Annotated in this window: 35 protein-coding genes and 2 pseudogenes; 26 read left to right on the forward strand and 11 right to left on the reverse strand. The window is 63.8% G+C overall.

The genetic code is table 11. The annotated features are described in order from the left end of the window. Positions 1 to 63: 63 nt before the first annotated feature. Positions 64 to 471 carry a DUF5330 domain-containing protein gene (locus tag AUC69_RS05170; RefSeq protein ID WP_204377272.1) on the reverse strand — a complete coding sequence of 136 codons (408 nt, stop codon included), beginning with the start codon at positions 469 to 471 and terminating at the stop codon, positions 64 to 66. 369 nt (positions 472 to 840) lie between these two features. On the opposite strand from AUC69_RS05170, the gene AUC69_RS05175 reads away from it, so the two are divergent. The 4 genes from AUC69_RS05175 (at position 841) to AUC69_RS05190 (ending at position 4,204) form a co-directional block, all read left to right on the forward strand. Further along, positions 841 to 2,661, forward strand: coding sequence for a PAS domain-containing sensor histidine kinase (locus AUC69_RS05175; RefSeq protein WP_083239110.1), 1,821 nt, complete (start codon positions 841 to 843; stop codon positions 2,659 to 2,661). A gap of 115 nt (positions 2,662 to 2,776) precedes the next feature. After that, entirely contained in the window at positions 2,777 to 3,526 is a 750-nt protein-coding gene (locus AUC69_RS05180; protein WP_083239111.1) for a peptidoglycan-binding domain-containing protein, read from the forward strand. Between the two features lie 22 nt (positions 3,527 to 3,548). Further along, complete coding sequence (locus tag AUC69_RS05185; protein ID WP_069441203.1) at positions 3,549 to 3,896, forward strand: DUF1491 family protein; 348 nt, start codon at positions 3,549 to 3,551, stop codon at positions 3,894 to 3,896. 110 nt (positions 3,897 to 4,006) lie between these two features. After that, positions 4,007 to 4,204, forward strand: a complete 198-nt coding sequence (locus tag AUC69_RS05190; RefSeq protein ID WP_069441204.1) for a hypothetical protein — start codon at positions 4,007 to 4,009, stop codon at positions 4,202 to 4,204. Between the two features lie 2 nt (positions 4,205 to 4,206). Here AUC69_RS05190 and AUC69_RS05195 read toward each other — a convergent pair whose 3' ends face one another. The 4 genes from AUC69_RS05195 to AUC69_RS05210 form a co-directional block, all read right to left on the reverse strand. Then, positions 4,207 to 4,770, reverse strand: a complete 564-nt coding sequence (locus AUC69_RS05195; RefSeq protein WP_069441205.1) for a DUF1254 domain-containing protein — start codon at positions 4,768 to 4,770, stop codon at positions 4,207 to 4,209. Next, positions 4,761 to 5,432, reverse strand: a complete 672-nt coding sequence (locus AUC69_RS05200) for a DUF1214 domain-containing protein (RefSeq protein WP_158008022.1) — start codon at positions 5,430 to 5,432, stop codon at positions 4,761 to 4,763. Before AUC69_RS05200 ends, AUC69_RS05195 begins: the two co-directional genes overlap by 10 nt. A 40-nt stretch (positions 5,433 to 5,472) precedes the next feature. Further along, complete coding sequence (locus tag AUC69_RS05205) at positions 5,473 to 7,767, reverse strand: transglycosylase domain-containing protein (RefSeq protein ID WP_069441207.1); 2,295 nt, start codon at positions 7,765 to 7,767, stop codon at positions 5,473 to 5,475. Positions 7,768 to 7,993: 226 nt separating this feature from the next. Continuing rightward, positions 7,994 to 8,281 (reverse strand): hypothetical protein, encoded by a 288-nt coding sequence (locus AUC69_RS05210; RefSeq protein WP_069441208.1) that lies wholly within the window; start codon positions 8,279 to 8,281, stop codon positions 7,994 to 7,996. Between the two features lie 375 nt (positions 8,282 to 8,656). Here AUC69_RS05210 and AUC69_RS05215 point away from each other — a divergent pair, with 375 nt between their 5' ends. Continuing rightward, positions 8,657 to 9,106 (forward strand): peroxidase family protein, encoded by a 450-nt coding sequence (locus AUC69_RS05215; protein ID WP_141700599.1) that lies wholly within the window; start codon positions 8,657 to 8,659, stop codon positions 9,104 to 9,106. Continuing rightward, positions 9,103 to 9,552 carry a hypothetical protein gene (locus AUC69_RS05220; protein WP_069441210.1) on the forward strand — a complete coding sequence of 150 codons (450 nt, stop codon included), beginning with the start codon at positions 9,103 to 9,105 and terminating at the stop codon, positions 9,550 to 9,552. Before AUC69_RS05215 ends, AUC69_RS05220 begins: the two co-directional genes overlap by 4 nt. A 223-nt stretch (positions 9,553 to 9,775) precedes the next feature. Here the strand turns inward: AUC69_RS05220 and AUC69_RS05225 are convergent, their stop codons facing one another. Beyond that, the gene (locus AUC69_RS05225; protein WP_069441211.1) at positions 9,776 to 9,985 is read right to left on the reverse strand and encodes a hypothetical protein; all 210 of its coding nucleotides are present in this window, start codon (positions 9,983 to 9,985) and stop codon (positions 9,776 to 9,778) included. A gap of 111 nt (positions 9,986 to 10,096) precedes the next feature. Between AUC69_RS05225 and AUC69_RS05230 the strand changes: the two genes are divergently transcribed. Both AUC69_RS05230 and AUC69_RS05235 read left to right on the forward strand, forming a co-directional pair. Next, a complete protein-coding gene (locus AUC69_RS05230) occupies positions 10,097 to 10,327 on the forward strand; it encodes a hypothetical protein (protein WP_069441212.1) in 231 nt (76 codons plus the stop codon). A 70-nt stretch (positions 10,328 to 10,397) separates the two neighbouring features. Then, positions 10,398 to 11,090 (forward strand): Crp/Fnr family transcriptional regulator, encoded by a 693-nt coding sequence (locus AUC69_RS05235; protein WP_069441213.1) that lies wholly within the window; start codon positions 10,398 to 10,400, stop codon positions 11,088 to 11,090. Between the two features lie 109 nt (positions 11,091 to 11,199). Here the strand turns inward: AUC69_RS05235 and AUC69_RS05240 are convergent, their stop codons facing one another. Then, positions 11,200 to 11,409, reverse strand: coding sequence for a hypothetical protein (locus AUC69_RS05240; protein WP_069441214.1), 210 nt, complete (start codon positions 11,407 to 11,409; stop codon positions 11,200 to 11,202). 143 nt (positions 11,410 to 11,552) lie between these two features. On the opposite strand from AUC69_RS05240, the gene AUC69_RS05245 reads away from it, so the two are divergent. Continuing rightward, on the forward strand, positions 11,553 to 11,765 hold the full coding sequence (locus AUC69_RS05245) for a hypothetical protein (protein ID WP_069441215.1): 213 nt from the start codon (positions 11,553 to 11,555) through the stop codon (positions 11,763 to 11,765). Positions 11,766 to 11,810: 45 nt separating this feature from the next. Here AUC69_RS05245 and AUC69_RS05250 read toward each other — a convergent pair whose 3' ends face one another. Beyond that, entirely contained in the window at positions 11,811 to 12,743 is a 933-nt protein-coding gene (locus tag AUC69_RS05250; protein ID WP_069441216.1) for a hypothetical protein, read from the reverse strand. A gap of 306 nt (positions 12,744 to 13,049) precedes the next feature. After that, positions 13,050 to 13,211 carry a hypothetical protein gene (locus tag AUC69_RS17340; protein ID WP_158008023.1) on the reverse strand — a complete coding sequence of 54 codons (162 nt, stop codon included), beginning with the start codon at positions 13,209 to 13,211 and terminating at the stop codon, positions 13,050 to 13,052. A gap of 80 nt (positions 13,212 to 13,291) precedes the next feature. Here AUC69_RS17340 and AUC69_RS17345 point away from each other — a divergent pair, with 80 nt between their 5' ends. The 11 genes and pseudogenes from AUC69_RS17345 (at position 13,292) to AUC69_RS05300 (ending at position 18,867) form a co-directional block, all read left to right on the forward strand. After that, a complete protein-coding gene (locus AUC69_RS17345) occupies positions 13,292 to 13,459 on the forward strand; it encodes a hypothetical protein (protein WP_158008024.1) in 168 nt (55 codons plus the stop codon). Positions 13,460 to 13,470: 11 nt separating this feature from the next. After that, on the forward strand, positions 13,471 to 13,668 hold the full coding sequence (locus AUC69_RS05260) for a hypothetical protein (RefSeq protein WP_069441218.1): 198 nt from the start codon (positions 13,471 to 13,473) through the stop codon (positions 13,666 to 13,668). Between the two features lie 50 nt (positions 13,669 to 13,718). Further along, positions 13,719 to 14,288: an HK97 family phage prohead protease gene (locus AUC69_RS05265; RefSeq protein WP_069441219.1), complete on the forward strand. Its 570-nt coding sequence runs from the start codon at positions 13,719 to 13,721 to the stop codon at positions 14,286 to 14,288. 26 nt (positions 14,289 to 14,314) lie between these two features. Beyond that, on the forward strand, positions 14,315 to 14,770 hold the full coding sequence (locus AUC69_RS16075; RefSeq protein ID WP_083239113.1) for a hypothetical protein: 456 nt from the start codon (positions 14,315 to 14,317) through the stop codon (positions 14,768 to 14,770). 232 nt (positions 14,771 to 15,002) lie between these two features. Next, a complete protein-coding gene (locus AUC69_RS05275; RefSeq protein WP_069441221.1) occupies positions 15,003 to 15,374 on the forward strand; it encodes a hypothetical protein in 372 nt (123 codons plus the stop codon). Positions 15,375 to 15,467: 93 nt separating this feature from the next. Then, positions 15,468 to 16,232 carry an SDR family NAD(P)-dependent oxidoreductase gene (locus AUC69_RS05280; RefSeq protein WP_069441222.1) on the forward strand — a complete coding sequence of 255 codons (765 nt, stop codon included), beginning with the start codon at positions 15,468 to 15,470 and terminating at the stop codon, positions 16,230 to 16,232. Beyond that, positions 16,229 to 16,516, forward strand: coding sequence for a YdeI/OmpD-associated family protein (locus AUC69_RS05285; RefSeq protein ID WP_069441223.1), 288 nt, complete (start codon positions 16,229 to 16,231; stop codon positions 16,514 to 16,516). Before AUC69_RS05280 ends, AUC69_RS05285 begins: the two co-directional genes overlap by 4 nt. An 88-nt stretch (positions 16,517 to 16,604) precedes the next feature. Further along, a complete protein-coding gene (locus tag AUC69_RS05290) occupies positions 16,605 to 17,390 on the forward strand; it encodes a substrate-binding periplasmic protein (RefSeq protein ID WP_069441224.1) in 786 nt (261 codons plus the stop codon). Between the two features lie 426 nt (positions 17,391 to 17,816). Beyond that, positions 17,817 to 18,029 (forward strand): annotated as a pseudogene (locus AUC69_RS19630) (DUF3168 domain-containing protein); the annotation flags it as partial. 92 nt (positions 18,030 to 18,121) lie between these two features. Then, positions 18,122 to 18,238: a hypothetical protein gene (locus tag AUC69_RS19635; protein WP_425283503.1), complete on the forward strand. Its 117-nt coding sequence runs from the start codon at positions 18,122 to 18,124 to the stop codon at positions 18,236 to 18,238. Positions 18,239 to 18,399: 161 nt separating this feature from the next. Next, positions 18,400 to 18,867, forward strand: a complete 468-nt coding sequence (locus AUC69_RS05300; RefSeq protein ID WP_069441225.1) for a tellurite resistance TerB family protein — start codon at positions 18,400 to 18,402, stop codon at positions 18,865 to 18,867. A gap of 115 nt (positions 18,868 to 18,982) precedes the next feature. Here the strand turns inward: AUC69_RS05300 and AUC69_RS17350 are convergent, their stop codons facing one another. Together AUC69_RS17350 and AUC69_RS05305 are read right to left on the reverse strand one after the other, a co-directional pair. Next, the gene (locus AUC69_RS17350; protein ID WP_158008025.1) at positions 18,983 to 19,138 is read right to left on the reverse strand and encodes a hypothetical protein; all 156 of its coding nucleotides are present in this window, start codon (positions 19,136 to 19,138) and stop codon (positions 18,983 to 18,985) included. 72 nt (positions 19,139 to 19,210) lie between these two features. After that, entirely contained in the window at positions 19,211 to 19,924 is a 714-nt protein-coding gene (locus tag AUC69_RS05305) for a cupin domain-containing protein (protein WP_244500103.1), read from the reverse strand. A 341-nt stretch (positions 19,925 to 20,265) separates the two neighbouring features. Here AUC69_RS05305 and AUC69_RS05310 point away from each other — a divergent pair, with 341 nt between their 5' ends. The 6 genes and pseudogenes from AUC69_RS05310 (at position 20,266) to ccmE (ending at position 24,987) form a co-directional block, all read left to right on the forward strand. Further along, positions 20,266 to 20,568: a PepSY domain-containing protein gene (locus AUC69_RS05310; RefSeq protein ID WP_141700600.1), complete on the forward strand. Its 303-nt coding sequence runs from the start codon at positions 20,266 to 20,268 to the stop codon at positions 20,566 to 20,568. Between the two features lie 39 nt (positions 20,569 to 20,607). Continuing rightward, positions 20,608 to 21,278 (forward strand): annotated as a pseudogene (locus AUC69_RS05315) (response regulator transcription factor). Next, complete coding sequence (locus tag AUC69_RS05320; RefSeq protein WP_342018532.1) at positions 21,268 to 22,614, forward strand: ATP-binding protein; 1,347 nt, start codon at positions 21,268 to 21,270, stop codon at positions 22,612 to 22,614. The pseudogene AUC69_RS05315 and the gene AUC69_RS05320 overlap by 11 nt, the downstream one beginning before the upstream one ends. Before the next feature lie 151 nt (positions 22,615 to 22,765). Then, positions 22,766 to 23,230 carry a glycine zipper 2TM domain-containing protein gene (locus AUC69_RS05325; protein ID WP_069441228.1) on the forward strand — a complete coding sequence of 155 codons (465 nt, stop codon included), beginning with the start codon at positions 22,766 to 22,768 and terminating at the stop codon, positions 23,228 to 23,230. Positions 23,231 to 23,369: 139 nt separating this feature from the next. Continuing rightward, a complete protein-coding gene (gene ccmI, locus AUC69_RS05330; protein ID WP_083239114.1) occupies positions 23,370 to 24,518 on the forward strand; it encodes a c-type cytochrome biogenesis protein CcmI in 1,149 nt (382 codons plus the stop codon). Positions 24,519 to 24,522: 4 nt separating this feature from the next. Beyond that, on the forward strand, positions 24,523 to 24,987 hold the full coding sequence (gene ccmE, locus AUC69_RS05335; RefSeq protein ID WP_069441229.1) for a cytochrome c maturation protein CcmE: 465 nt from the start codon (positions 24,523 to 24,525) through the stop codon (positions 24,985 to 24,987). The last annotated feature ends 1 nt before the right edge of the window (position 24,988 follow it).

The following is a 24,988-nucleotide window of genomic DNA, read 5'->3' on the forward strand; positions in this document are numbered from 1 at the left end:
CCCAACTGCGCGCCCCTGTTTGGCAGGCGGGGGCTGCCAAGGCGTAGATTTGATCGGCCGGTCTTAGACGTCCGGTCCGCCCCAAGCCGCTTCGCGGTCCTCGGGGTTAAGCGTGTCCTGGGTCGCGGTGGCGTCCCATGTGGCCGGCTCGAGCGGCACGGCTGCCGGCACGGGCATGATGCCCGGGTCGCCCGGCATGGCCACGGGGCCAGGCAGGCTATCGCCGAAGGTCGCGGTCTGTCCTTCCACGAGCTCCATCAACATGCCTGCACCGTACTGAGCCTTCTGCACCAGCACCGCAAAAGCCTCCTGGCTTGTGGCGCAAGTCTGCGGATTGCGGTCGCAGAAGCCGGCAACGTCGCTGACCGCGGTCTGGGCGGTGCCATAAATCTGGTTCTGCTGGTCCTTATCGGTCGGGAGCAGCAAGACAAGGACGACTAGCCAAAAGGCGGTCCTGATAAGAAACATCATTGGTTTGCCCTCTCTGTTACCCTGCGGCTTGTTTTGCCGCCTCTAGTGCCTGCATTTCTCTGCAGCTCGCAACAATATAGCTCAAACAAAATAAGAGACCTTCACTTTGATCGATAAAGTTTGAATCGAAAATTTCAGACGATTCCATCGAAAATTCGATTATGACTTTTCTAATACTCCCTTCTAATTTCTTGTTGTTTGAGATCGTAATTGTCTAAAGTTTGAATCAAACGGCGAAGATCGCGCCGCAACCGCTTGGCGTCAGGGGCCTCCGTGCGCCGACCGCCTAGACTAGCTCTTCGCTCGGCGGGAGGAAGTGGCGCCTTATGCTTTCCTTAAGCGCGGCTGCCAATAATCCGGGATTCAAAGATGGTCGGGGACGTAGCGGAAAGTGCCCGCTCCGAGGTGCGTGTGTTCGGTAATGAAAGTGTACGAGGACTGGGGGTCTATTTTGGCTCGCTGGTCCACGATTCGGCCCGTGGGGACGCGTTAACCCTCGCTCGCCATCAGTCGTTCATCGCCTCGCGCTTGCTCGGTGGTCTTCTGGCGCTGTGCGTCTTCCCCATCTACCTCGTGGTCGGCGGCAAACCGTCCTTTCTCGACGCCGCGGCGTTTCTCTGGCTGCTGTCTCCCATCGCCATCGCCGTCTTCCTGTCCCGGACCGGCAAATTCGCGGCCGCCCATCTGGTCTCGGCGGCGAATTTCGCGGGCCTCGTGGCCTATTGCGCCTGGCTGACCGGCGGTCTCGGCTCGGGCTTGATCCCATGGATGGTCGTGGTGCCGCTCGAGGCGGCGCTCGCCACCGACCGGCGCATCGTTGGCTGGGCTGCTGCGGCGGCGGGGCTGGGCCTTGCGGTGCTTGCCATTCTCGGAGTGGTTGGCCTCGTGCCGCCACCCCACGCTTTGCCGCTGTCACCGCAAGAGTTTGCCCTGTTTGGCGCCGCCTCGGCGACGGCATATGCGGCCGGCTTGGCGGTGATGGTTCAACTCGTGCACAAGCAGTCGGAGACCGCCGTTCGTGCCGGCGAGGAGCGCTATCGCCTGCTCGCGCAGAATGCCAATGACATGATCACGCGCCACGACGACAAGGGCCGCGTGGTGTTCGCCTCCCCAGCCGCGCAACAGCTATTGGGCGAGCCGACGAAAAAGGCCCTCGGCGACGGGCTCTTCGAACACGTGCATGTGGCGGATCGCCCGGCCTATCTCACGGCCCTGTCACGCTGCCAGGCCGACAATGAAGCGATCGCCGTGGAATTTCGCGTGCGCCGGACCGGACCGGACGGGGCGGCACGGTATAGCTGGGCGGAGATGCGATGCCGGCCGATGCGGCCCGCGGATGGCGCCAAGCTCGATCGTCCCGGCATCGTCGCCATTACGCGCGACATCACCGATCGGAAGGCGCAAGAGGCCGAATTGCTCCGGGCCCGCGATGAGGCCGAGAGTGCGAACCGGTCCAAGACGCAGTTCCTGGCGAGCATGAGTCATGAACTCCGCACGCCACTCAACGCTATCATCGGGTTTTCGGAAATTCTCAACCGGGAACTTTTCGGTGCGCTCGGCGAGGCTCGCTATCGCGACTACTCGCGTTTGATCCATGAGAGCGGCGAGCACCTGCTCAACGTCGTCAACGACATCCTCGATATGTCGAAGATCGAGGCCGGTAAGTTCAAGATCGTCAAGGAGCCGTTCGAGGTCGCCTCGTTGATCAATTCTTGCTGCGATATCATGCGGCATACGGCCGAGCAGAAATCCCTGTCGCTCAAGGTCGACATCGCACCCCGCATCCCTGAACTCGCGGCGGACAAGCGGGCTTGCAAGCAAATGCTGCTCAACATGATCTCGAACGCGATCAAATTCACCGAGGCCGGGGGGTGGGTGCGCGTATCGGCATGTGCCAAAGGTGGCAATGTGGTGTTTACGGTCGCCGACAACGGTATCGGCATCGCCGACCAGGACCTGCCGAAGCTCGGCAGTCCCTTCGTCCAGGCCAACAGTTCCTACGATCGGAGCCATGAAGGCGCGGGGCTCGGACTGTCGGTGGTGAAAGGCCTGGCCCGGCTGCATGGTGGAACACTCGAGCTCGCCAGCAAGCTCGGCGAGGGGACGACGGCAACGATCACGTTGCCGCTCGATTCGCCGCTCGAAACGATCGAGGCGCCGTTGCATGCGCCGGCGGTGTCGGCGGCATGAGGCGCTTCTTCTCAAGGCAGCGCGCGTTTAGCATCTCTTTAGTTTCGGCAGCCAAGATGCGCCCGGAGGGGCGGGGTGCTTCTCTTTCCTGGGTCGTCAACAGTCATCGTGAGCCATGGGCGTAGTCACAGCGCGATTGGTGTTCCTGGCCTTCTTCGGGCTGACGGGAACGATCATCTACAACGCGCTCTATCTTCAAGAGCATGCGCCGCGGGGTGCTGCGTCGACGACGACCGCGCATAAAGGCGCGGGCGAATCGCCGCTGCCGGCGGCGACGCGGAGCACCACGTCACGCGCTCAAGAGGCTCCCGCCGCGCAAGCCGCGACCGCGACGGCACCCGAAAGCGTCGCACCGGTCAGCACCGATTTACCGCCTCTGGATCCCGCCACGGGCGAATCACAGCTCGTCGTCAGGGCTGTGCAGCGCGAACTTGCGGCCCGCGGCTATGATGTCGGGCCATTGGACGGCGCTCTGAACGACAAGACGCGCGCCGCGATCTCGACCTATCAGAGCGCTCAGGGTCTTGCAGTCACGGGCGTACCCAGCGACGAGCTGCTGCGCCAGATTCTCCTCGGAGACAGTCTCGAGACCGCCGCCGCGACGGGCTCGCTGGCCGCGTCCGACAGCATCGAGACGCAGGCCAAAGAGTCCGCGACAGTGCAGGGTGTGCAACAGGTCCTGGCCGATCTCGGCTACGCCCCAGGGCCGATCGACGGCGAATGGGGCGACAATACCTCACGTGCCATCGCTGCCTTCCAGCGCGACCGCAACATTGCCGAGACTGGTCAGATCACGCCGGAACTTCTGGGCGAGCTCCGTCAGGTGAGTGGCCGCGACTTCACCAAGATCGCTACGCATCCTTGAGATTCGCGCTAGGCTCCAGCCCATGCGCGTAAAGAGTGAGATCTGGGTGGCGGCCTATCTGCGCCGGTGCCAAGCCGCGACCGTTCCGGCCGTGATCGTGCGTCGGGGCGATGCGGCGGCTGGCGCGATCTTCATCAGCGTGGACCGGCTCGACGGCACGGTCTGCCTTTACGGTCCGGCACCGGCGGGACTCGAGGGAAGCGACACCGATCGGCGCTGGGTTCGTTGCCTCGGTGCCGGTCCGGTCGCGTCCGGCGAAGCCAGCATCTATCTCGCCCGGCAACGGGAGTTCGACGAGGATTTGTGGATCATCGAGATCGAAGACAGGCAAGGACGGCACTTTCTCGATGAGGCAGCGGTCGAGGATTGAGCGTGACCCGCTTAGGACTTCGTTAACCTTACCTGGGTCTAAATTCATCCGGGGCGCATTGGCGCCTCGTGAACGCGCCGCCAGCGCGAGGCACTCCGTGGAGACCGACAATGGCGACCATTTTGGAATTCCGCCGAACCGAGGAGGCCACGGCCCGAATTGGCAAGCCCGTCGAAGGCTCGCTTGGTGAGATCATTATCTTCCCAGGCGTGCGTATCGAGCGCCGGACGTCGAACGATACGCCGGTGCAGACGGGCACGACGAACCGCCGGCGCGCCCCGCGCGCCCGGAAGAAGTCGCGGGCCTAGGTCTAGCTCGAACTATTGTGGGGACCGCAGAACGTGGCCTTGAGCGCCCGTTCGGCCTCGCCGCTACGGCTCTGTCCGGCGAGAGGCGCGCGGATCAGCGCAATTCCTTCGACAACTGGCGAATTCACGACGACGACATTGTCGAAGGCCTCCGGCGCGTCTACGCCAACCTCGGCGACCGTTTGATCCGTGGTGGCGATGATCAGGTCGACCTCGGGCTGCTTCATGTCGGCGCCTACGACAGCATAGAAGTTCTCACCGAGCGGTGTGTAGAAGGCGATCAGCCAGAGGCCATCGGCAATTTTTGCCCTAAGCCGCACCGGGCCCTTCGAAAGATCGTAGCGGCACACAGCATAGCGAACGTCGGGTGCCATCAGCGGCATGACCTGGCGGCCGGGAGCGGCCGCCGGCAGTTGGATCATCGTGTTTGCCGGACCCAGAGCGGCCAGTCTCGCTTGGGCGTCTCGCGGCGCAAGCATCGGCAGGGTGAGCACTGCCACGACGTGGATCAGGCCCGCCAGCACGACGCAAAGCGCAATATAGAGTCCCGGAAGGCTTACCCGCATCGTACGCGCTCGATCTTTGGGAGCCGATCCGCGGGGATCTGCCCGATGCCACTAATGTCGGTGTCGCGGGCGCCGTAGACCCGTAAGACAAGTGTGAGGTTCCGGTCCGCGCCCGATCCACCTGGCAGCCAGTTTTCCGGCCGCGCATTGCGTGAAAGATTGATGCGAAAGCCTCCGTCGGCCCGACGAATGGTTTCCTCGCTGTTGAAGCTGTAGCGGTTAGACGGGTTAGCGATGAGCGAGCCATATTCGTCATAGACGGCCAGCGACCACCAGCGTGCGTTGAGCGGCGCGCCGACGATCAAATATTCGCAGCCCGAGCTCAGCGTGCTGCCGCGGCTATCCGTGTTGGCAACGAAATAGCGCGCGACGGTGGAGGTGAGGGGGAGCCTGCCGCTGCGAGCCAGATGCGCGCGCGTGTAGGGATCGGCGTTGGGATTGCCTTCACTGAGCCAGCTTTGCCACGGACCGACGCGCAGTGTCGTCAGCGGCGAGCCCCGCTCGATCATGTACCAAGCCGAGCCGATGCCGAGGATCAAGGCCACGGCAAAAGTCCCGATGAAGTAACCGAGCGCACGCATGGACGTGCTGCCCTCTTCGCGCCACAGGCTGCTGCGCGTCGAGGTGCCTGTAAGCGGCATGTCTGGAAGAACGCTGGTCAAGCAGGCATCGTCTTTCGAAAGGGTGGTGGCCGGCGAACGCCTATTGTGGAACCGGTGCGTTGGCGTTCTGTTCGACGGACGCCGCGTTCTCGGGTTCGGTCGCCGCGGGCGCGGGTGCCGGTGGCGGCGTCCCATCCGTGTTTGCCGCTGAAGCCAAGCTCGACGAGGGCGAGCCGGCGGCAGGCGTCTCTGCACGGCCCGGAAGGGCTTGACCGTTCGGCTTCAGCCGCGGAGCGTCCTTGAGAAGCTCGCTGAGCTTTTGCAGCACCTGGCGCGTTGCCGTGGACATGTCCTTAACATTCTCCGCAGGGGGCGGTACCGGCAACTCGGCGTTCGTGTTCTGCGACATGACGGCGGCGATCCGAGCCTGCTCGGCCACTTGCAGCGGATGGGGATCAACACCGGGGATGTTCGGGATGTTGTCGGTGTCGTGGGCCGCGGTCATGAATGCCTTCCAGGTCTCCGCCGGGAAGCTGCCGCCGGTCACCCGCGCCATGGGGGTGAAGTCGTCATTGCCGTACCATACGCCGGTGACGTATTGGCCGGTGAAGCCCATGAACCAAGCGTCACGATAAGCTGAGCTCGTTCCAGTCTTGCCGACGGCATTGGTGTAGTCGAGCTGTGCGCGGCGTCCCGTGCCTGCGTTCACGACCGTCTGCAGCATAGAGTTGAGTTGCGCGACGGCCTTGGGGTCGAAGATTTGCTTGCGCGGCGGCTCGTCCCGATCGTGGTTGTAAAGCAAGTCACCGGGAATGGTGCGGATTTCCTCGATGGCGTAGGGCCGAACCTCAAGCCCGCCCGCGGCAAAGACGGCATAGCCACCCACATGCTCAAGCGGGGTCATGCCGTTGTCGCCGAGCGCCATCGAGCAGGTCTTCTTGAGATGCTTGATGCCCATCTTTTCCATGTTGGCGAGCACGGTACCCCGATCGACCTCCAGAGACAGCTTTACGGCGACTGTGTTGATCGACTTCGCCAGCGCCGTCCGCAGCGACATGCGCCCTCTGAAGCCGCCGGAGTAGTTCTTCGGGGACCAACGGCCGCAGCTGACATAGCCATCGCTCACCGTAGAGTCCGGGGTGTAGCCGTGCTCAAGTGCGGCGAGATAGACATAAGGCTTGAACGAGGAGCCCGGCTGCCGATAAGCGTGTGCCGCGCGATTGAACTGGCTCGAGCCGTAGTCCTTACCGCCGACCATGGCGCGCACGGCGCCGTCGGTCTCCATTGAGACCAAAGCCCCGTTGTTGAAGTTACGCGAACGGCCGAACTTGTTCACGGTGTCTTCAAGCGCGTTTTCGGCGGCCTTTTGCAGGCCGAGGTCAACAGTGGTGCGCGCGACGAGGATGTGGTTTGGCTTGCCGTGCATCAATCGCTGCACTTCCTCGAAGGCCCAGTCGAGGAAGTAGTCCGGCGTCTTATTCTCACCGCGCTCGACGATTCTAGCCGGGTTGAGCCGAGCGCCGTAGACTTGACCCTCGCTCAAATAGCCGGCTTCGACCATGTTGCTCAGCACCTCGTTGGCACGGGCGCGTGAGGCGGCGAGGTTGACGTGGGGGGCATAGCGGGTCGGCGCCTTGAACATGCCGGCGAGCATTGCCGACTCAGGCAGCGTCACTTCGCGGATCGACTTGCCGAAATAATATTGCGCCGCGGCCTCGACGCCGTAGGAGCCGCCGCCGAGATAGGCGCGATCGAAATACAGCTTGAGGATTTCGGGCTTGGTGTAGTGGTTCTCGAGATAGACGGCGATAAACGCCTCTTTGATCTTTCTCGCGAGCGCCTTCTCGGGCGTCAGGAACATGTTCTTGGCGAGCTGTTGGGTGAGCGAGCTACCGCCTTGCACGACCGAGTCGGCGCGGGCGTTCTCGGCGAGGGCTCTGAACGTGCCCATGACGTCGATGCCGAAGTGATCGAAGAAACGCCGGTCCTCGGTGGCCAGCGTCGCCTTGATCATATGATCGGGAATCTCTTCCAGCGGTACCGAGTCGTCGCGCAGAAGGCCGCGCTTGCCGATCTCGTTGCCGTAGCGGTCGAGAAACGTGACGCTGTACTCGTCGGAAAGATTGATCTTGCCTTGGGCGATCTCGAAGGCGGGCAGGGCGAAGGTCAGCACGACGAGCAAACCGGCCACGCTCAGGGTCAGGCTCTCGCAGGCGAGCTCATTGCAGGCGCGCAAAAAGCCTTTGATTTCAAAGCGGCCGAAAAATGAGGAATAGGCGCTCCACCAGTCGCGAAATCCGATCCAAGCGCCGTAAAGGCCTGAATCGATCCAGGAATCGATCTTCAGCCAATCGATCAGCTTGCCGCGGCGATTGCCTTGTAGAAAGTCCCGCAATTTACCCCGACCTCTCGGCGCTTCCGGCCAAATTGGCACACCAAATCCGGCCGTCCAAAGGGGCGAGCCTGAGGCGAACCGTACACCCTGATTGCGGCGTTTTATAGAGATTCCGCGGGGTCCGGCAGCCCCAAAACACGCAAGCTGCCGGCACCGCCGGAAGTTGCGGCTAAAGCCTCGCGCAACTCCGTTAGCAAAGCGCTAACCAACGGGGGATCGCCCGGTCCTATTCGGGGGCGACGTAGCCCTTGCGCTCCATGCAGGCGACATAGTCGGATTTGGAGATCTTACCGCGCAGGAGAAGGATGCGCGTCACCGAGGAGATGCCCTTGCGCCGCGCCTCGTCGGTGCAGGCGACCTGGTCCGCCTCGAGCTTGGCCTTCGGATCGGGGGTCTCGGCCACCGCGCGCGTGGCGGTGAAGTCCACCTCCGGCGGCGGCTCCGAGCGGCTGCACGCTTGAAGCGGCACGCCAAGCAGCCCGGCCGCCAGCAGCGCCGCGCCAACTCTCCACATCCTCGACAACTCCCGGCCCCGCCTCAACAACTCCGTCCCCGTGCTTTGCATTCGTCACCCGGCCAATGCGAGGTTTAGGACCGAAAGATGAAGAGCCGCTTGCTCGATCCCGCCGGGGACGCACCGCCCGCCCGGCGGCAGTTTCGCCGGAAACGCAAAGCGCATCAAGGCGCGGACGGCCGCGACCCGGCGCGATGAACGCTGCCATTTGCGGTTTCACGATGACGTGACGGTGGCGCGCGTCGGCGGCGCCCGCCCGCGGTCTTAAACGGCACTGCTAAAACGCCGCACCCCCACGGACGGAACCGCGATCCTCGGGCCCGGGTTTCTCGTCGCCCGAATGAAGGGCAACCCCCTAATCCAATGGAGACGATCATGACCAAATCTTTCATCACGGCTGCGCTTGCCGGTGTCTTCGCGTTCGGCCTCACCACGGCCGCCTTCGCCAAGACCGGCGAGTTCAACAATATGTGCGCCGAGGGTCTCGCCATGCACAAGAAGATCGAGACCGATTGCGCGATCAACGGCGAGGTCGAAGGCAAGACCTATTGCTTCGGCAGCGAGCAGGCCAAGGCAGACTTCATGAAGAACCCGAAGGTGAATCTGAAGAAGGCCCAGACCTTCTACTCGAAGAACCAGGCTAATCCCGCCGGGCTTCGCCCGATAGGAAAGGGACGATGTCGCCGCTTCGTCCCAGGAGGTCTCCGCAAGGGCCCGCCACGCGCGGGCCCTTCGCGTTTATTCCGCTGCGGCGTTTGTGGTAAGACTGGCGCAACGAGCGGGCCAACATCGTCAGCCACCATTTCCCTGGGGAGGGAACCTTGAACAGATTTACCGTTGCCGACATCCGCCTTGCGTTGACCGTCGCGGTCCTTTCGCTCGCGCTGCCACTGCTCGCGTCATCGCTGCGCGCCGAAGACATGTCTGGTCAAGACATGGCTGGTCAAGACATGGACGCGATGCCCGACGCCGCCGAGAATCCAAATCTGGAATGCGCCACCGAACCGTTGAGCGGGAGCGGTCCCGGCTTCTCCAGTTCGCGGGACGCCTCGGAGGAAGCCGCGCGCGCCGCGTGGCTCGAGAAGGCGAAGGCCGTCTATCCGGAAGCGACTTGGGAGACCGCCAAGGACGCGGACGTGGCCTGCGCGGTGCAAGGTCTCTACAGCAAATGTTTCGCGCAAGGCATTCCCTGCCGGCCGAAAGCAGCCGACGCCGATGATGCGGACGCCGCCGCAGCGGCGCCGGAGAGCGACACGCCGAAGCCCGAGTGACGAAGCCCGAGTGACGCGACAACGCGCGCGTCACTGTCGCGTTCGGCTTTCGGGTGCAGATGATGAAGAGGAATGTGTGCGTGGGCTCCACGACACGGGGAACGCCGTCGATCCGACGGCCATACTCACCGGGGGCCACCCACGCACTTCAGCTACCTTGCGCCCTTTCGTCAGACGAAGCGAGTCTTTATGCCTGCGCAATGCCTGCGACGCGGGAGTCCTGTCAGCGACCAGTGTAGGAGCTGCAATTTTTACGTTGACCGAAGATTTCTTTGCCGGTGCCGCGCTTGGCCGGGGTGACCGGCGCCGGCCGCGCGCCGGGCGGGGCGACTTTCGGTTTGTTGAGATGAATGCGCGTCGACGGACCGATGCCGACAAGACTGCGCAGGACATCGACGAGCGAGAGACTGTTGTGCTGTTTGATGGTGACCATCGACCATACTGCCTCCCGCGTGATTAATATTGTTGCCGATTCCGGGCCGGGAAGAGAAAGAGAGTTCCGCATGATGAGAATGTTCGCCGCGATCCTGCTCGGCCTCACGATGTGCGGGGCGGCCCTGCCGAAGACGCCGCGGCCGACGCCAAGCCGCCGGCTCAGCCGGTGTGCAAGCGCGCGGAGATCAATCCGGTGACCGGCGCCGTGCTGTGCATCGATCCGCTCGGCGCGCCGGTGGAAGCGCCGCCGCCGGAGGACGCCCCGCCTTGCAAGCCGGGCCAGCATAAGGGCGAGGCCTGGACCTGGGGCCCGACCTGCACGGAAACGCCGGAAGGCTGAGGCTGTCAGCGGGGTGGCGCGCTCCTCGTACGGAGGACTAACATCTCCGAAATGACGCGAGGGGGAGGACATGGACGATCTGGCGGCGATCTTCAGTTTCAGCAACTTGCCCGGTCATGTGTCTTACGCGCTGATCGCGCTGTCCTATTGGATGACCAATATGTTCTGGTTGCGGGTGGTGGCGGTGGTCGGGCTCGCGCTCGAGATCGTCTACTTCCTCTCCACCGGCGGGGATTTACGCGCCGGGATCGGCTGGGACCTCGTCTTCATCGCCATCAACCTCTATCAGATCTACAGCCTGATGAAGGACCGCCTGTCCTTGCGCCTGCCCGAGGCCGATCGCGATCTGCTGCGCAGGGTGCTGGTCGGCCTCGACGATTCACAGATCGCCCGGCTCGTCGTGGCCAGCGATCTGCGCGACATTCCCGAGGGCACGACCTTGGCCGAAGAGGGCGAGGTGCTCGGAACGCTCTTCTTCATCTGCTCCGGCCGCGTCCAGGTCAGCATTGCCGGCCGCGATGTCTCGCAGCTCGAACCCGGGAACTTCGTCGGCGAGGTGGCCTTTCTGACCGAGCGGCCCGCATCGGCGACGGTGGTGTGCCGGACCCCCGTGCGGGCGCTCGCCTTCGAGCGCGGCAAGCTCAATCAATTCTTCAAGAACGAGACGGAGGTCGCGGGGCTGATCTATCAGCTCATCGGCCGCGAGCTCGCCCACAAGATGAAAGTCAGCAACAGCCTGCTCGCCGGGGGGAGCTTCGCCTAGACCGGCCGGCACGCCCGCCGTGAGGTGAGTGACGCGCACCCGGCAAACGCAAACGATTTGTTTGCTTCGCGCACGCCACACTCCGCGCCATGGCGCGGATCCTCAAACCTCAATTCGGCAGCCGGCCTCGCCGGCGCTCTCCAAGCACCCCAGGCGCGCCGCCGGAGAAGCGGCGGCGCTTCGACTGGCAGCTCGTGAGCCTGGTGGCGATCGTGTTCGTGGCGAGCTTCGTGTGGCTGTTCCCGGCGCTCGACGGCCGCACTGGTGTGCTCGTGTCCTCGCCGGACGCGCCGTCGCGCGGCGCCTGGTCGAGTGCCATTCAGGTGGTGGACGGCGACACGGTGAGACGGGGCGGGGAGACCTACAGGCTCGTGGGCTTCAACACGCCGGAGCAGGGACGCCATGCCCGTTGCGCACAGGAGCGCGCGCTGGCCTCGCAGGCGACCTCGCGGCTCGGGACTGGTGGGCGCGAGCGATGTGGCGCTGGCCCGCGTGGCTTGTTCCTGTCCGCCCGGCACCGAAGGCACGAAGTCCTGCAATCACGGGCGGTTGTGCGGCACCTTGCGAGCGGACGGCCGCGACGTGGGCGCCATCCTCATCGCCGAAGGCCTGGCCGAAGCTTACGCCTGCGGGGCGACCTCATGCCCGAAGCGCCGCGATTGGTGCGCGGGGTAGGGCATTCGATCCATCCTGCCCGACAGAGTTTCCCAGAGGCTTGTTCTATTCCGAATGGGCAGTTGCCCATGTATCTGTCGCATGGACAAGATCGACTCCGCATCGGACGCATGCATTGATCCGATTGCGAACAATGGGGCCGGTGAGCAATATTCGAGAGCCGATAGGTTGGCAGCTATATTCCGGATGCCCGCTCATCTCGTCCTTGAATTTTTGATCAATGACTCCAGCGCGATGCGCGATGAGATGCCTGAGCTTTTCAGTGTGTCTTAGCTCGGGGTGGAACGCCTTATCGATTTCCCCTTTGAACGCTCGCTTGTACGCTTCTTGAATCCCGTTCAGGCTATCAAATGTAACTTTCTTGGTATCGCGCAGAACGCGGCCCCCCACCTTGGAGATATCTCCGCCGTAACCGGCCACCACATTTGCAGGCAACTGCTTATCGCCCAGAGCGTTGGCTGCCAGTTTGAAGTGTATATCTACTATCGCTACCCACAAATCGGCCGCGAGCGTCTCAAACGCAGAGTACGCAGACGTAATCATGGCAGCCAGCATGGCCTCAAGTGCAGCTCGGCCAGGATGTCCCGGGCCAAGGAGAAACTTTAGATTGTGGGCTCCGTAATCAAAGGCCGTCTTACTTGCCCACTCAGAGTCTCGGATAATGTATCCGGCAACGCGCTTCCCCAGTGCGTCACGATAGCTATCTTCTTTGTCTTTGGAGGGATCGTTTGGGGCGACGCCACACTCGTACCGCGATTCGCAGATTGCGCGCTCGAAAGACCCAGCTAAGAACATCAACTGTAGGGGCATTTCGCCGAACAGCACCACCCGCCGAAGGTTTTCTGTAAAAGTGCTCACGATGGGAGCATATGCTTGCGTAGTCAGCTCGGAGGCTAGCCCCTCGAACTCACGGCTGAACAGGAACGCTTCCTCAAACAGATAGTCCTTCGGTTCGGCTTTCCATCTTGAGCCTACCACTGGCTGGTCTCCCGTAACAAACGTCGCATTGTGGCTGGCATGTCGTCATCGATAGCAAGGCAGCACGTCTCATGCGGTCGCTCATAACGCATCGGCTTCCAGCTTGTCACGTCAAGCTGTCCCGGCTTAGGGTGCATAATTAGGAATAAATCCCTTGACAGCGTGACGCTGATGAGCTAGGTTTCAGCTACAACGCGACAGGTGGGCGGCGGCGCTTAGCGCCAAGACATTTCGCCCGCCGCGTTGTGAGACGCCGCTCCCAGAGATGGGGCGGCGTTATTGGTTTTGAGGGGGCTTTGAGTGGGGCTATCGCCCCATCAGGCAGATGCGCACGCAGGCGAAGGCGAACACGCCGCCGATCATGCCGACATAGGCGCCGCCGCGCTCCACGAGAAATTCGCCGACGAGGCCGCCGAAGATCGCGGCGGCGATCAGGCCGAAACCCCAAACGGCGATTGTCCTCAGCATGCCGCCTCCAGACGCGGGCAAGGCCGCCTGAAAAGGCCCCTTTCGGCCGAGAGACTTCATTTCCAGGCCCGCATCATACCATGACCCAGGACGATCCTCTCGATCGAAGCAGCGGCACGCCCGCCGATCCGGAGAGACCGGACGACCGCGACTGGGAGCCGGTGCGGGACGACTTTCTCTATAGCGGCATGGCGCAGCGGTGCATGGGCGCGTCCGCCATGGTAGCTTTTTCCTCGGGCATTATTTGAGGGAGGCACCCATGGCGCTGCGACTGACACCACCGACCAAGAATATCTTCTATCTGTCGACGCTCTGCGCGATCGTCGCCTTCGTCCTCTATCTGCTCGGCGTGCTCGGCGTGGTCGGCGCGGAGATCCCGACCCTGGCGGTCGCCTTCTGGGTCGGCATGCTGGCCTGGGGGCTGATGACGGCGGGCGTGGCGCTGAAGGGCGTCTAGCCGCCTCGTCGCCGGGGCTTCGTCAGCCTCGTTCCTCGAAAGATATCAACATGCTGCAACGCTTTGGCGAAACCTTGCCGGAGCGCGAGGTCAAGTTCGCGCCCGTCGATCTCAAGTCGGTCGAGGCCAACGGCACGTTCTCGGGCTATGCCAGCCTGTTCGGCACGGTCGATCTCGGTCAGGACCTGGTGATGCCGGGGGCCTTCCGCGATAGCCTCGCCGCGCGCGGCACCCGCGGCGTGAAGCTCCTGTTCCAGCACGACCCCAACGAGCCGATCGGCGTGTGGCTCGAGCTCAACGAGGACGGCCGCGGCTTGCATGCGCGCGGACGGCTGATGCCGGAGGTGACCCGGGCACGGGAAGTCTTGAGCCTGATGCGGGCCGGCGCGCTCGACGGACTCTCCATCGGCTTCCGCACGGTGCAGGGGCGTACGGACCCGGCATCCGGCGTGCGCCGTCTCGACAAGATCGATCTGTGGGAGATCTCGGTGGTGACCTTCCCCATGCTGCCCGAGGCGCGGGTGAGCACGGTGAAGCGGCGGGCGACTCCAAAGCGCGGCGATCTCTCACATCTGGCGCGCAGCCTCCGCCGCGGCGCCCAAGCGATGCGGGCACGCTAGTCCGACACTAATCCAGAGAGTCTGGGATGTTTGTACCCGACGCGGGCCGCGCGGCCTCGCGCGCGCTTCATCGCGCGGGCTGGCTCCTGCATGCGTATGTGGTGGAGACGAAGCTCTGCGCGCTGCGCGACGCGGTCAATAAATATGACCCGAACCAGCCGCGCGTGCCCGCCGGCCATCCCGACGGCGGGCAGTGGACGGATACGGGTGGCGGTACCGGTGGGCGGCTGCCACGCGGTCCGGGAACGCTTCTCGACGTCGACGATGGTCCGTCCGAAGGTTGGAGAGGCAGATACGCGGTCTCGATCCAAATTGGCGACCCACTCCAAGTTTCGTCGAAACAGTACAAGGTGAGATTGATGCTACGAGAGCAGAAGTCCGCCAGGCGGCGGCCTATCTCTACGAGTTACGTGTGCGCGAGGTCGGGCCAGGGCCCTATGCCAAGCGGTCATTTCCCGCGAGAGGTCCGGACGTCAAACTGAACCGGTCCGAGCAAGTTGAGAACAATCGCAACGGACGCGAAGATGGCTGCCACTCTTGTGGTACAAGAAATCCTGGCATGCCTAGCGGAAACTTTGTTGGAGATCATCAAAGGCCCAGTGCGCTCATTCGGCCTGGTGAAACGCAGCGGATATACCCTCAATGCCGGTCTTGCAGTCAACGTCAGGGTGGCCACGTCGGGGCGCTGTCGAGGAACAAAAACAGGAACGAGAAATGATCCAGCGGGTGAAGATCGCACCTCCATATTCGATCATGTTCCTATCTGGCGAAGAAGATTGCGAGATTCCCGACATTCCGCGGGAGTCGAAGGATTTGGTCTGGTCGACACCCTCTTGCATCGTGGTGGGGTGCTATCCGCAAATGGATGGAGAGACCGAGATCACTGTTGGTCCTGCGCACGAAGTCGATCCAGGATACTCGCCGAGCTTTGAGGGAACGCTCGAGACGCCGAATTGGGCAATCGTTGTCTCGACCGCTGAGGGGAAGGAGATTTTGGAGGTCCCGGTTGCGAAAAGAGAGACCGCGCTGCGGATTTGGCAGAGCCATCCTCAATGGCCGGAGAAAGTCACCGTTGGCCTGGGGTAAGCTTTGTATCAAGCCGCAGAAGCGGATGATGCACGGGAAATGATGAGAGTCTCGGACGACGGCTCTTACGTGCCGAGCTAGGGAGCAGGCGCAATGCTCGATTTCAAGGATAAGGTCGTATTGATCACCGGCGGCGCGCAAGGCTTCGGCCGCGTGCTGGCGAATGCGTTTGCCGAACGGGGCGCGAAGCTCGCTTTGTGCGACATCAACGATGAGGGCGGTGAGGAGACGCTGGCGCAGGTGAAGGCTCACGGCACGGACGGCTTTTACCAACACGCCGACATTGCCCAAGAGTCCGACGTCGAGAGTTTCGTGGCGGCGACGGTGAAGCGCTTCGGCCGGCTCGACGTCGCCATCAACAACGCGTCCAAGGAGATCACCGGTCCGACGCTCGACCTGCCGTCGGAGGATTTCGGCACCGTGGTCGACACCAATCTGAAGGGCACCTATTACTGCCTCAAGCACGAGGTCGCGCAGATGCGTAAGAACGGGGGCGGGGCGATCGTCAACCAGGCCTCCGTCACCAGCAGCATGACCGGCGTGCCGGACAACGGCCTCTACGCGGCGACCAAGGGCGGCATTATCGGGCTGACCAAGTCCGCCGCGCTCCAAGTGGCGCCCGAGAACATCTCGATCAACGCGATCGCGTCCTGCGCCTTCGACATTCCGGACGACATGTTCCTGCGCTGGATCGACGATCATAAGGTGAGCCGCAAGGAGGCGTGCGGCTGGCTGCCGATCAAGCGCCTCGGCAAGCCTGAAGAGATCGCCGCGGCCACGCTCTATCTGGCATCCGACGAGGCGCGCTTCGTGGTCGGCGCGGTGCTGACCATCGACGGCGGGTTCACCGCGCAATGAGCCAAGCTCCGACCAAGAACAAGATCTCGGGCGGTGTGGTCCACGACCTGCCGGCAGACCTGAAAAAGGCGCTGCTCGCCGATGCCAAGGCGTTGGCGACCTGGGAGGACATCACGCCGCTCGCCCGCAATGAGTGGATCTGCTGGATCGAGTCGGCCAAGAAGGCGGAGACGCGAACGCACCGCATCGAATGGGGCTGTTCCAGCCTGAACGAGGGAAAGCGCAGGCCCTGTTGCTGGCCCGGCTGTCCGCACCGCGAGCGGGGCACGAGATCCTCCGCCTGACCAACTTCAGTTTGGCCCGCCGCGCCGGGGCCGATAAGGTCCAAACCCGAAAAGACGTCAGCAGCCGATTGGGAGGTGGAGGGTGAGTATGAAGCGAAGCGTCTGTCTGGGCCTGCTTGTGGCCGCGGCGGTCTCCGTATCAGCGGCGCGGGCCGAAGAGACCTGCACCAAGATCGTGGCGACCGGCCATCCTGAATATCCCGTCATGGCGTTCAAGGACGGCGACGAGATCAAAGGCGCGGCGCCCAGCCTCGTCGCCGAGATCGCCGAGGAACTCAAGGTGCCGTTCGAATCCAAATATATGGGCTCGTGGGCGGACGCGCAGACCGCGGCGCGCGAGGGCAAGGCCGACATGATCATCGGCATCTATTACAATGACGAGCGCGCCGAATATCTCCAATACGTCCAGCCGCCTTTCGCCTACGATCCGGTGCAGGTGTTTGTCGCCAACGATGCGCGGTTCGACTTCAAGGGCCAGAACGATCTCATCGGCAAGAAGGGCGTGGCGAATGAAGGCGAGAGTTTCGGCCCGGCGTTCGACACCTTCATGAAAGACAAGCTGACGGTGACGCGCGTGGACGGGCTCTCCGCCGCGTTCGACGCCCTCCTGTCAGGCGACGCCGACTATGTGATCGCGGCCTACTATCCCGGAAGCGCGGAGCTGGCGCGGCTGGGGCTCGGCGAGAAAATCGTTGCCCTGGAACCGGAGCTGTTTTCGGAGGAGTTGTTCGTGGCCTTCTCGAAGAAGTCGCCTTGCACTGCGCTGTCGCAGAAGTTCGGCGAAGGCATCACGGACATGACGGAGGGCGCCGACTTTCGCGAGATCGTCGGCGAGGCGCTGCGGGACTGGGACGCCGGGAACCCCCAGGACTAGGAGGTCTAACGTCATTTATTTCCTTCCTCATGCCCGGCCAATGCGCCGGGCATTTTCGTTTGATCTTCCCTTTTCGCTGCCGCGCTTCGCGCTGTCTCTGGCGCTTGATGCCGCAAGATCAGCCCCGCTCACGGCGCGAACGGCTGCGCGCCTAGGCGGGCGCCACGACGATCCCAAGGGGGATGACCGAGAACGGCGCGCGCGCTTCATCGAGCACGGTACGGTGCGGCGCCCCGCGTCCCCTTGGCTCCTGCCGATTTTTCGGGCGCGTTTACCTCGCGTTAAGCAGAGTCTCAGAAATATTTTGGTGGGCTCTTTCAAGAGGGCGCGCCGCGAGGTCTGATCTCAAATTCGTGAAGGGGTGGGGCTTTGCGTTTGGTGCTTCGGTGCCTACATGTTCGTTAACGAACGTTAGGAGATCCTGCCATGACCGCAGCGAGTTGGGCGCTCCAGAGGAGCATCTACCAGGCGCTGGTGAACTCGTCCGAGCTGACAACGCTGCTCGGCGGCGACCGCATTTACAGCGACGCGCCGCCCGCGACGCCGTTTCCCTACATCACCCTCGGCCAGACCGTGAACCAGGATTGGAGCACTGGCACCGAAGACGGGCTCGAGCACAGCCTGACGCTTCATGTCTGGTCGCGCGCCAGCGGCTCGATCGAGGTGCATGAGATCATCCAGGTGATCCGGATGGTGCTGCATAATCAGGCGTTGAGCTCGAGGATCATTATTTGGTCAATCTCCGCCACGAGTACACCGAGGCGCGGCTCGATGCGGACGGCGAGACCCTGCACGGTATCGTGCGCTATCGCGCGGTGACTGAGCCCATGCAGCAGGCCGCGGCCTAAATCTTCCAAATTCAACGGCAGACATTGTCATGGCCGGGCCTGATGCCCGGCCATCGGCTTTTTTGGTGATGGATTTTTGTGGTCGGGGTCTCGCATGGGCGGGGCGGGCTGCGCTATAGGGGGCGCTTCGCCTCTCATTTTGCGAAGCTGAGGGAGCCCCGATGTCGCTCTGGACCAAACTCAAGGATCTCGTCGAAGGCATCGATGCCGATGGCTCGCGCGCCGGCAATCTGCGCGAGGAGGAGCTGCGCCTCGCCTCGGGCGCACTGCTCGTGACCGCGGGCACGATCGACGGCGAGTTCGATGCCAATGAAAAGCGCAAGGTCAAGGCGCTGCTACAGAAGCGGTTCGACCTCGAGCCGGGCGAAGTCCGTCAGCTGTTCGAGGAGTCGGAGGCACGCGAGCGCGATGCCGTCGATCTTTACCGCTTCACCAGCGTTCTCTGCCGCGAGCTCGACCAGGACGGCCGCAAGCGCATTGTCGAGATGCTGTGGGAGGTGGTGATGGCCGACGGCGTGGTCGACGAGTTCGAGTCGAATCTGGTGTGGCGCGTGGCCGAGCTCATTGGCGTGTCCACGCGGGATCGCGTCGAATTGCGCAAGGTCGTCGAGGCGCGCCTCGGTCTGTAACCGGAGAGTGACGTGACAGATGTGAGGGCGGCTCCGGCTGGATTGAGCACGTCCGACAAGGCCCGGCCCGTCAGCGAGGCGAGATCGTGCTGCTCAAGGCCTCGGAAGGCGACCCCTAATCGGGGATGTCTTCTTCCTTGATCTCCTCGCCGCGCTCCCGCAGGAGCTCGGTCGTGGTCGGCCAAACGCGGTCGAGATAGGCCGAAGAGGCCCAAGTCGCCGGGAAGAAGGCGATGAACAAGATCAGGTATATGAGGATGTGGAGATTCATCGGAGGTAGAAATATGCCTCCGGAGGCCGCGCTTCAATCGGCAGAATGGTCGCGGGGCAAGACGTTGAACGGCTAAGGCTCGGAAGGGGTTTCCGGCGCCGGACTCGACTCGGGCGCTGCGGCTTCCCCGGGCTCGGGGCATTTCAGCGGCTCGGGCTCGGATTCCGGTTCGGCCAGAGGCGGGGGCTCTTGCGGCGTTGGGAAGTCGCGCAAATCGTTCGCGGCTTCCGGATATTGGGCGACCAGCATCTCGAGATCGCCGAACTCCACGTCGCGGGCGGGGTCGATGCCGGGCCAGGACGTGGCGCCGCCCAGGAACCAGCGCCGGTGGCCGGTGACGCGCGCGGTGTGGAACGTGCCGCCCGGCACGAACAGCTGCACGAGCTGGCCGCCGATGACGTTGGGACCCATCACGGTGAGCTCGCTGGTGCCGCTCTCGTAGAGCATCAGCACCTCGATCGGGTCGCCGCCGTAATAGTGATAGAGCTGATCGTTCTCGACGCGGTGAAGCTTCACCGGTGCGCGCGGCGTCACCATGAAGAACTGCGCACCGCCCAATGGCCGTCCGGTTTGAAACGGCGCAGGCAAGCCGCCCGGCGCGACATAGAGTGCGCTGCGATAGGTGTCGCGCGCATAGCCGAAAATTTCAGAGGGTTCGAGCTGCAGTGCCTCGCGCACTTGCGCGGCGGTGATGTCGGAAGGCATCGGTTTGCGTGGGTTCACCAGGGAGGAGGCTGGCGTGTCCGGCGAGAAGACCGGGGGTGAGCCGGAAGAGGGATCCTCCATCGGATCCGCCGTCGGGTTTGGCTCTTGGGCCTGCGCCGCGCGCGCCGACAAGACCGCGGCGCCGGCGAGGCTCGCGGTCTTCAGAATTTGCGGCGGCCAATCGGGGCTTGGCGCTTATGCATTGTGATTATCGGGCATGACGCTCTTGGACATTGGGCGATTCTTCTAAGAAGCGCCGCTCTATATCACAATCGCTGCAATCCAAGTCCGTCGATGACTGCCGCCGGCAAGAGCGGTGTGGGCAAAGCCGCGCGTCAGAGGTAAGACGGGCGGACGCGTTCATGCGCCGTTCATTGGGGCTCGTTTAGGGTTACCCGCAAAGCAAGGATATTGGGACTGAGATGATGTGTTGGGCGATGAAGCGGACTGCCATTGCGGCGCTCGCCGCGGTCATGTTGACCGCGGCCTGGGCGCCCGCCCAGGCGGGCTGCGTGCCGTGGAAATCGGCCGGCGCGATCATCTCGCAAAACTCGCTCGTTCCCGGCAACGTCATCTACAACAAGGTCCAGTCCAAGACCGGGGGCAAGGTCATCTCGGCCACCCTGTGCGAGAGCGGCGGCAAGTTCGTCTATAAGATCGTGGTGCTCGGCAAGAAGGGCGACGTCACCAATCTCACCGTTGACGCGCGTACCGGGCAATTCTAGGAGGGCGCTGGCAGCGTCCTGAATAGGGAGGGTCATCGTTTGCGGCTTCTCGTGGTCGAAGACGATCCAGATCTGAACCGGCAGCTCGTGACCGCGCTCGGCGAGGCGGCTACGCCGTGGATACCGCATTCGACGGCGAGGAGGGCCACTTCCTCGGCGATACCGAGCCCTATGACGCCGTGGTGCTCGATCTCGGCCTCCCCAAGAAAGACGGGCTGAGCGTGCTCGAGCAATGGCGGCGTGACGACCGCAAGATGCCGGTGCTGATCCTCACGGCGCGCGAGCGCTGGAGTGACAAGGTGGCCGGCATGGATGCCGGCGCGACGGACTACGTGGCCAAGCCCTTCCATATGGAGGAAGTGCTGGCGCGGCTCCGCGCGCTCCTGCGCCGCTCGGCGGGGCATGCCCGCAACGAGATGGAGTGCGGGCCGTTGCGCCTCGACACCAAAACGGCGCGCGTCACGGTCGACGGGCAAGGCATCAAGCTCACCTCCCACGAATACCGCGTGCTGCATTATCTAATGCTGCATCGGGAGCGTGTCGTGTCGCGTACCGAGCTCGTCGAGCATTTGTACGAGCAGGACTTCGACCGCGACTCGAACACGGTCGAGGTATTCATCGGGCGCCTGCGTAAGAAGCTTCCCATCGACCTCATTACGACAGTCCGGGGGCTGGGCTACCGCCTCACGGACCAAGAAGATGGGGCCTAAATCTCTCGCCTTCAGGCTGTTTGCCTCGGCCGCGGCGTGGACCCTCGTGGTCATCCCCATCGCCGCCATTCTCCTCGTCTCCCTCTACCGCCAAGCCGTCGAACGAAATTTCGACGCGCGCCTCAACGTCTATCTGACGAGCCTCGTGGCTTCGACCACGGCTGAGGGGGCGGCCACTCCCCAAGAACCCGCCAGTCTCGGCGATCCCATCTTCACCATCCCGTTCTCCGGGTGGTATTGGCAGATCAAGCCGCTCAAAGGCGCCAAGCGTCCGCTGTTCATCTCTGACTCGCTGCTGGACCAGCAGCTCGACTTGCCGAGCAGCGACGGTATTGCCGCCGACGATACGCTCACGCGCCGGAGCTATGCGCCGGGGCCCGACGAGCAGAATTTGCGAATCGTCGAGCGCGAGATCAGGCCCGAGGGGCCGGACTCGGCGCCGTACTCATATGCTGTCGCGGGCGACGCGGCTGAGATCGACGCCGATCTCGCCGAGTTCACCACCATGCTCATTCTGGCGCTCGGCGTGCTTGGGCTCGGCCTCCTGGTGGCGACTTTCTTCCAAGTGCGCTTCGGACTCCTGCCGCTCCGCGCCATCCGCCACGACCTCGCCTCGATCCGTTCGGGCGACGCGGAGAGCCTGCAAGGGGAGCTTCCCGACGAGATCAAGCCGCTGCAACAGGAGCTGAATGCGCTCATCCAATCCAATCGCGACATCGTGGATCGGGCGCGAACCCATGTCGGTAATCTGGCCCATGCGTTGAAGACGCCGCTCAGCGTGATCAGCAACGAGGCGCGCACCCACGAAGGGCCACTCGCCGACAAGGTGGTCGAGCAGGCGGAGATCATGCGCACCCAGATCACCCATCATCTCGACCGGGCGCGGGTGGCGGCGCGCTCCGGCGTGATCGGTGACACCACCGACGTCGGGCCCGTGCTCGAGGCGCTGCGGCGCACGCTCGACCGCATCTATGGCGAGCGGGGGATAGGCCTCGAGGTTGCCACGAGCCCGGGCCTGAAGTTCCAGGGGGAGAAGCAGGACTTCGAGGAGATGGTCGGCAATCTGCTCGACAACGCCTGCAAATGGGCCGGCTCGCGGGTCACGGCGCATGCCGAGCCCGTGCGCGGCAGCACTAGTTTCACGGTCGTCGTCGATGACGACGGACCCGGATTGACCGAGGCCGAGCGTGCGCGCGCCCAGAAGCGGGGCCAGCGGCTGGACGAGAGCAAGCCCGGATCGGGCCTCGGCTTGTCCATCGTGGCCGACCTGGCGCATCTCTATAAGGCCGGTTCGAGCTCGAACCGTCGCCGGAAGGTGGCTTGCGGGCCAGGCTAACCCTGCCAGCAGCCTGAAATTTAACCGTTAGCTTCGTTGCAACCTATTTTGGCCAGATTTGTTATTCTTAAGGGTCGTTAGAGACGCTAAACTCCAGCACTTCAGTCTCTCGCCGGGGGCCGACTGGTTAACTCAGGCCGAGGGGGAACACATGAGATTCACGCCGATTATTGCCATTGCACTTGTCCCTGTCTTCCTCGCGGCGTGCGGCCCGGGGAACAAGCAGGGCACCGGAACTATCCTCGGCGCCGTCGCCGGCGGTGCGGCCGGTGCTGCCATTGGCGGCAAGAAAAACCGCATCGGCGGCGTGGCGATCGGCGCGATGGCGGGCGGCATTCTCGGCAACCTGATCGGTGCGGATATGGATGCGCGCGACCGCAAACTGGCGGCTGCCGCGGAGTATCAGGCCCTCGAATACGGCCAGCCCGGTCAGGCGACGCCGTGGAACAATCCCTCCAACCAGCATCGCGGCCAGATTGTGCCGGGCAAGCCTTACCAGCAGGGCGGCTCGTTCTGCCGGCCCTATACCCACACGATCTATATCAGCGGTCAGCCGCAGACGGCCCGTGGCACGGCTTGCCGGGGCCCGGACGGCACCTGGAATCCCGTCGGCTAGTCACTCCACCGTCTGCGTGAGCTCCACGTTCGCCGCACATTGCGGCGAATTAATCCGCGCGCGCCGGCCGGACCTTGCCCCACCAAGCGCCTTTCCCTATGCCTAGCCCTTCTTTGGCTTTTGGAGGCTCGCGCCGCTCGTGCTGCTCTGGGTCATTCTCGCCGCCCTCACGGCAATCGTGCTGTTCTTCCTGTTGCGCCCGCTGGCGGGCGGCGGCGGGTCCGAGCCTGCGCGCGAGGCGTTCAACGCCGCCGTCTATCGCGATCAGCTTGAGGAGATCGACAGCGACCGTGCCCGTGGGTTGATCGGCGAGGCGGAAGCCGAGTCGGCCCGTCTCGAGGTGGCGCGCCGGCTGCTCGCCACCGACGCCAAGCGCCGCAAGGCGAAGGCGCGGACAAGGGCGGCGGGACCGGCCCGTGCGGCGCTGATCGCCGTGGCGCTCGCCCTGCCGCTCGCCGCGCTCGGCCTCTATCTTTTCTACGGCTCTCCCCGTCTTCCCGATCAACCGCTCGCGGCGCGCCTGCAAGATCCGGCGTCCGAGCAGAATATCGCCGTGCTGGTGGCGCGGGTCGAGGCGCGCTTGCGCGCCCATCCGGAGGAAGGCGAGGGCTGGGACGCGATCGCACCGGTCTATCTCAGCGCGCGCCGTTACGCCGACGCGGCGGAGGCCTATGCGCAGTCGATCCGTTTGCTTGGCGCGACGGCGAACCGCCTGTCGGGCTACGGCCAGGCGCTCGTCCTGGAGAAGGGCGGGCTCGTGACGGAAGAGGCGCGGACGGCGCTCGAGCGCGCCGTGGCGCTCGACGAGAGCTTGGTCGAGCCGCGCATTCTCATCGCCATCGCCAAGGAGCAGGACGGCGATTACGCGGCCGCCATCGACGGCTGGCGCGCGCTCTTGGAGAAGAAGGGCGCGGACGAGGCTTGGCAGGCGATGGTGCAGAAGCGGATCGCCAATGCCGAGGCGCATCTTTCAGGCAAGGCGCCCGCTGCGGCCGAGGGGGCGCCGCAAGGCGGGATGGCGGGGCCGAGCGCCGCTGATATCGCCGCGGCGCAGAATATGAGCCCAGCCGACCGTCAGGCGATGGTCGAGACCATGGTACAAAAGCTCGCCACAAAGCTTGAACAGAACAGCGACGATCTTGCCGGTTGGCTCAGGCTGGTTCGGGCCTATACGGTGCTCGACCGCAAGGACGACGCACGGCAGCGCTCGCCCGCGCCAAGGCCCAGTTTGCCGGCAACGCGGACGCGACGGAGCAACTCGACGCGCTGGCCGCAGAACTTGGATTGAAGTCATGACCCGGAAGCAGCGTAGAGGCGTCTTGATCGGCACATGCCTGGTGGTGCTCGGTGTCGCCGTAGGCCTCGTGCTCTACGCGATGCGGGATTCCATCGTGTTCTTCTACGCCCCGAGCGATGTAGCCGAGATGCAGATGTCCCCGGGGCAGCGGTTCCGCCTCGGCGGCCTCGTCGAGACGAGTAGCGTGGTCCGGGGCGAGGGCACGACCGTCCGCTTCGTCATCACCGATGGGGCGAAGACGCTGCCGGTGACGTATACGGGCGTGCTACCCGATCTGTTCCGCGAGGGGCAGGGTGTGATCGCCGAGGGCACCTTGGAGCCTGACGGGGTGTTCCACGCCGACAACGTGCTGGCCAAGCACGACGAGAATTACATGCCGCCCGAGGTCGCCGCCAAGTTGAAGACGCAAGGCGTGTGGCGCGGCGAGGCCGGTGCCGCGGCGCCGAGCGCGACCAACTAGG

Source organism: Methyloceanibacter superfactus (assembly GCF_001723305.1).
GTDB lineage: Bacteria > Pseudomonadota > Alphaproteobacteria > Rhizobiales > Methyloligellaceae > Methyloceanibacter > Methyloceanibacter superfactus.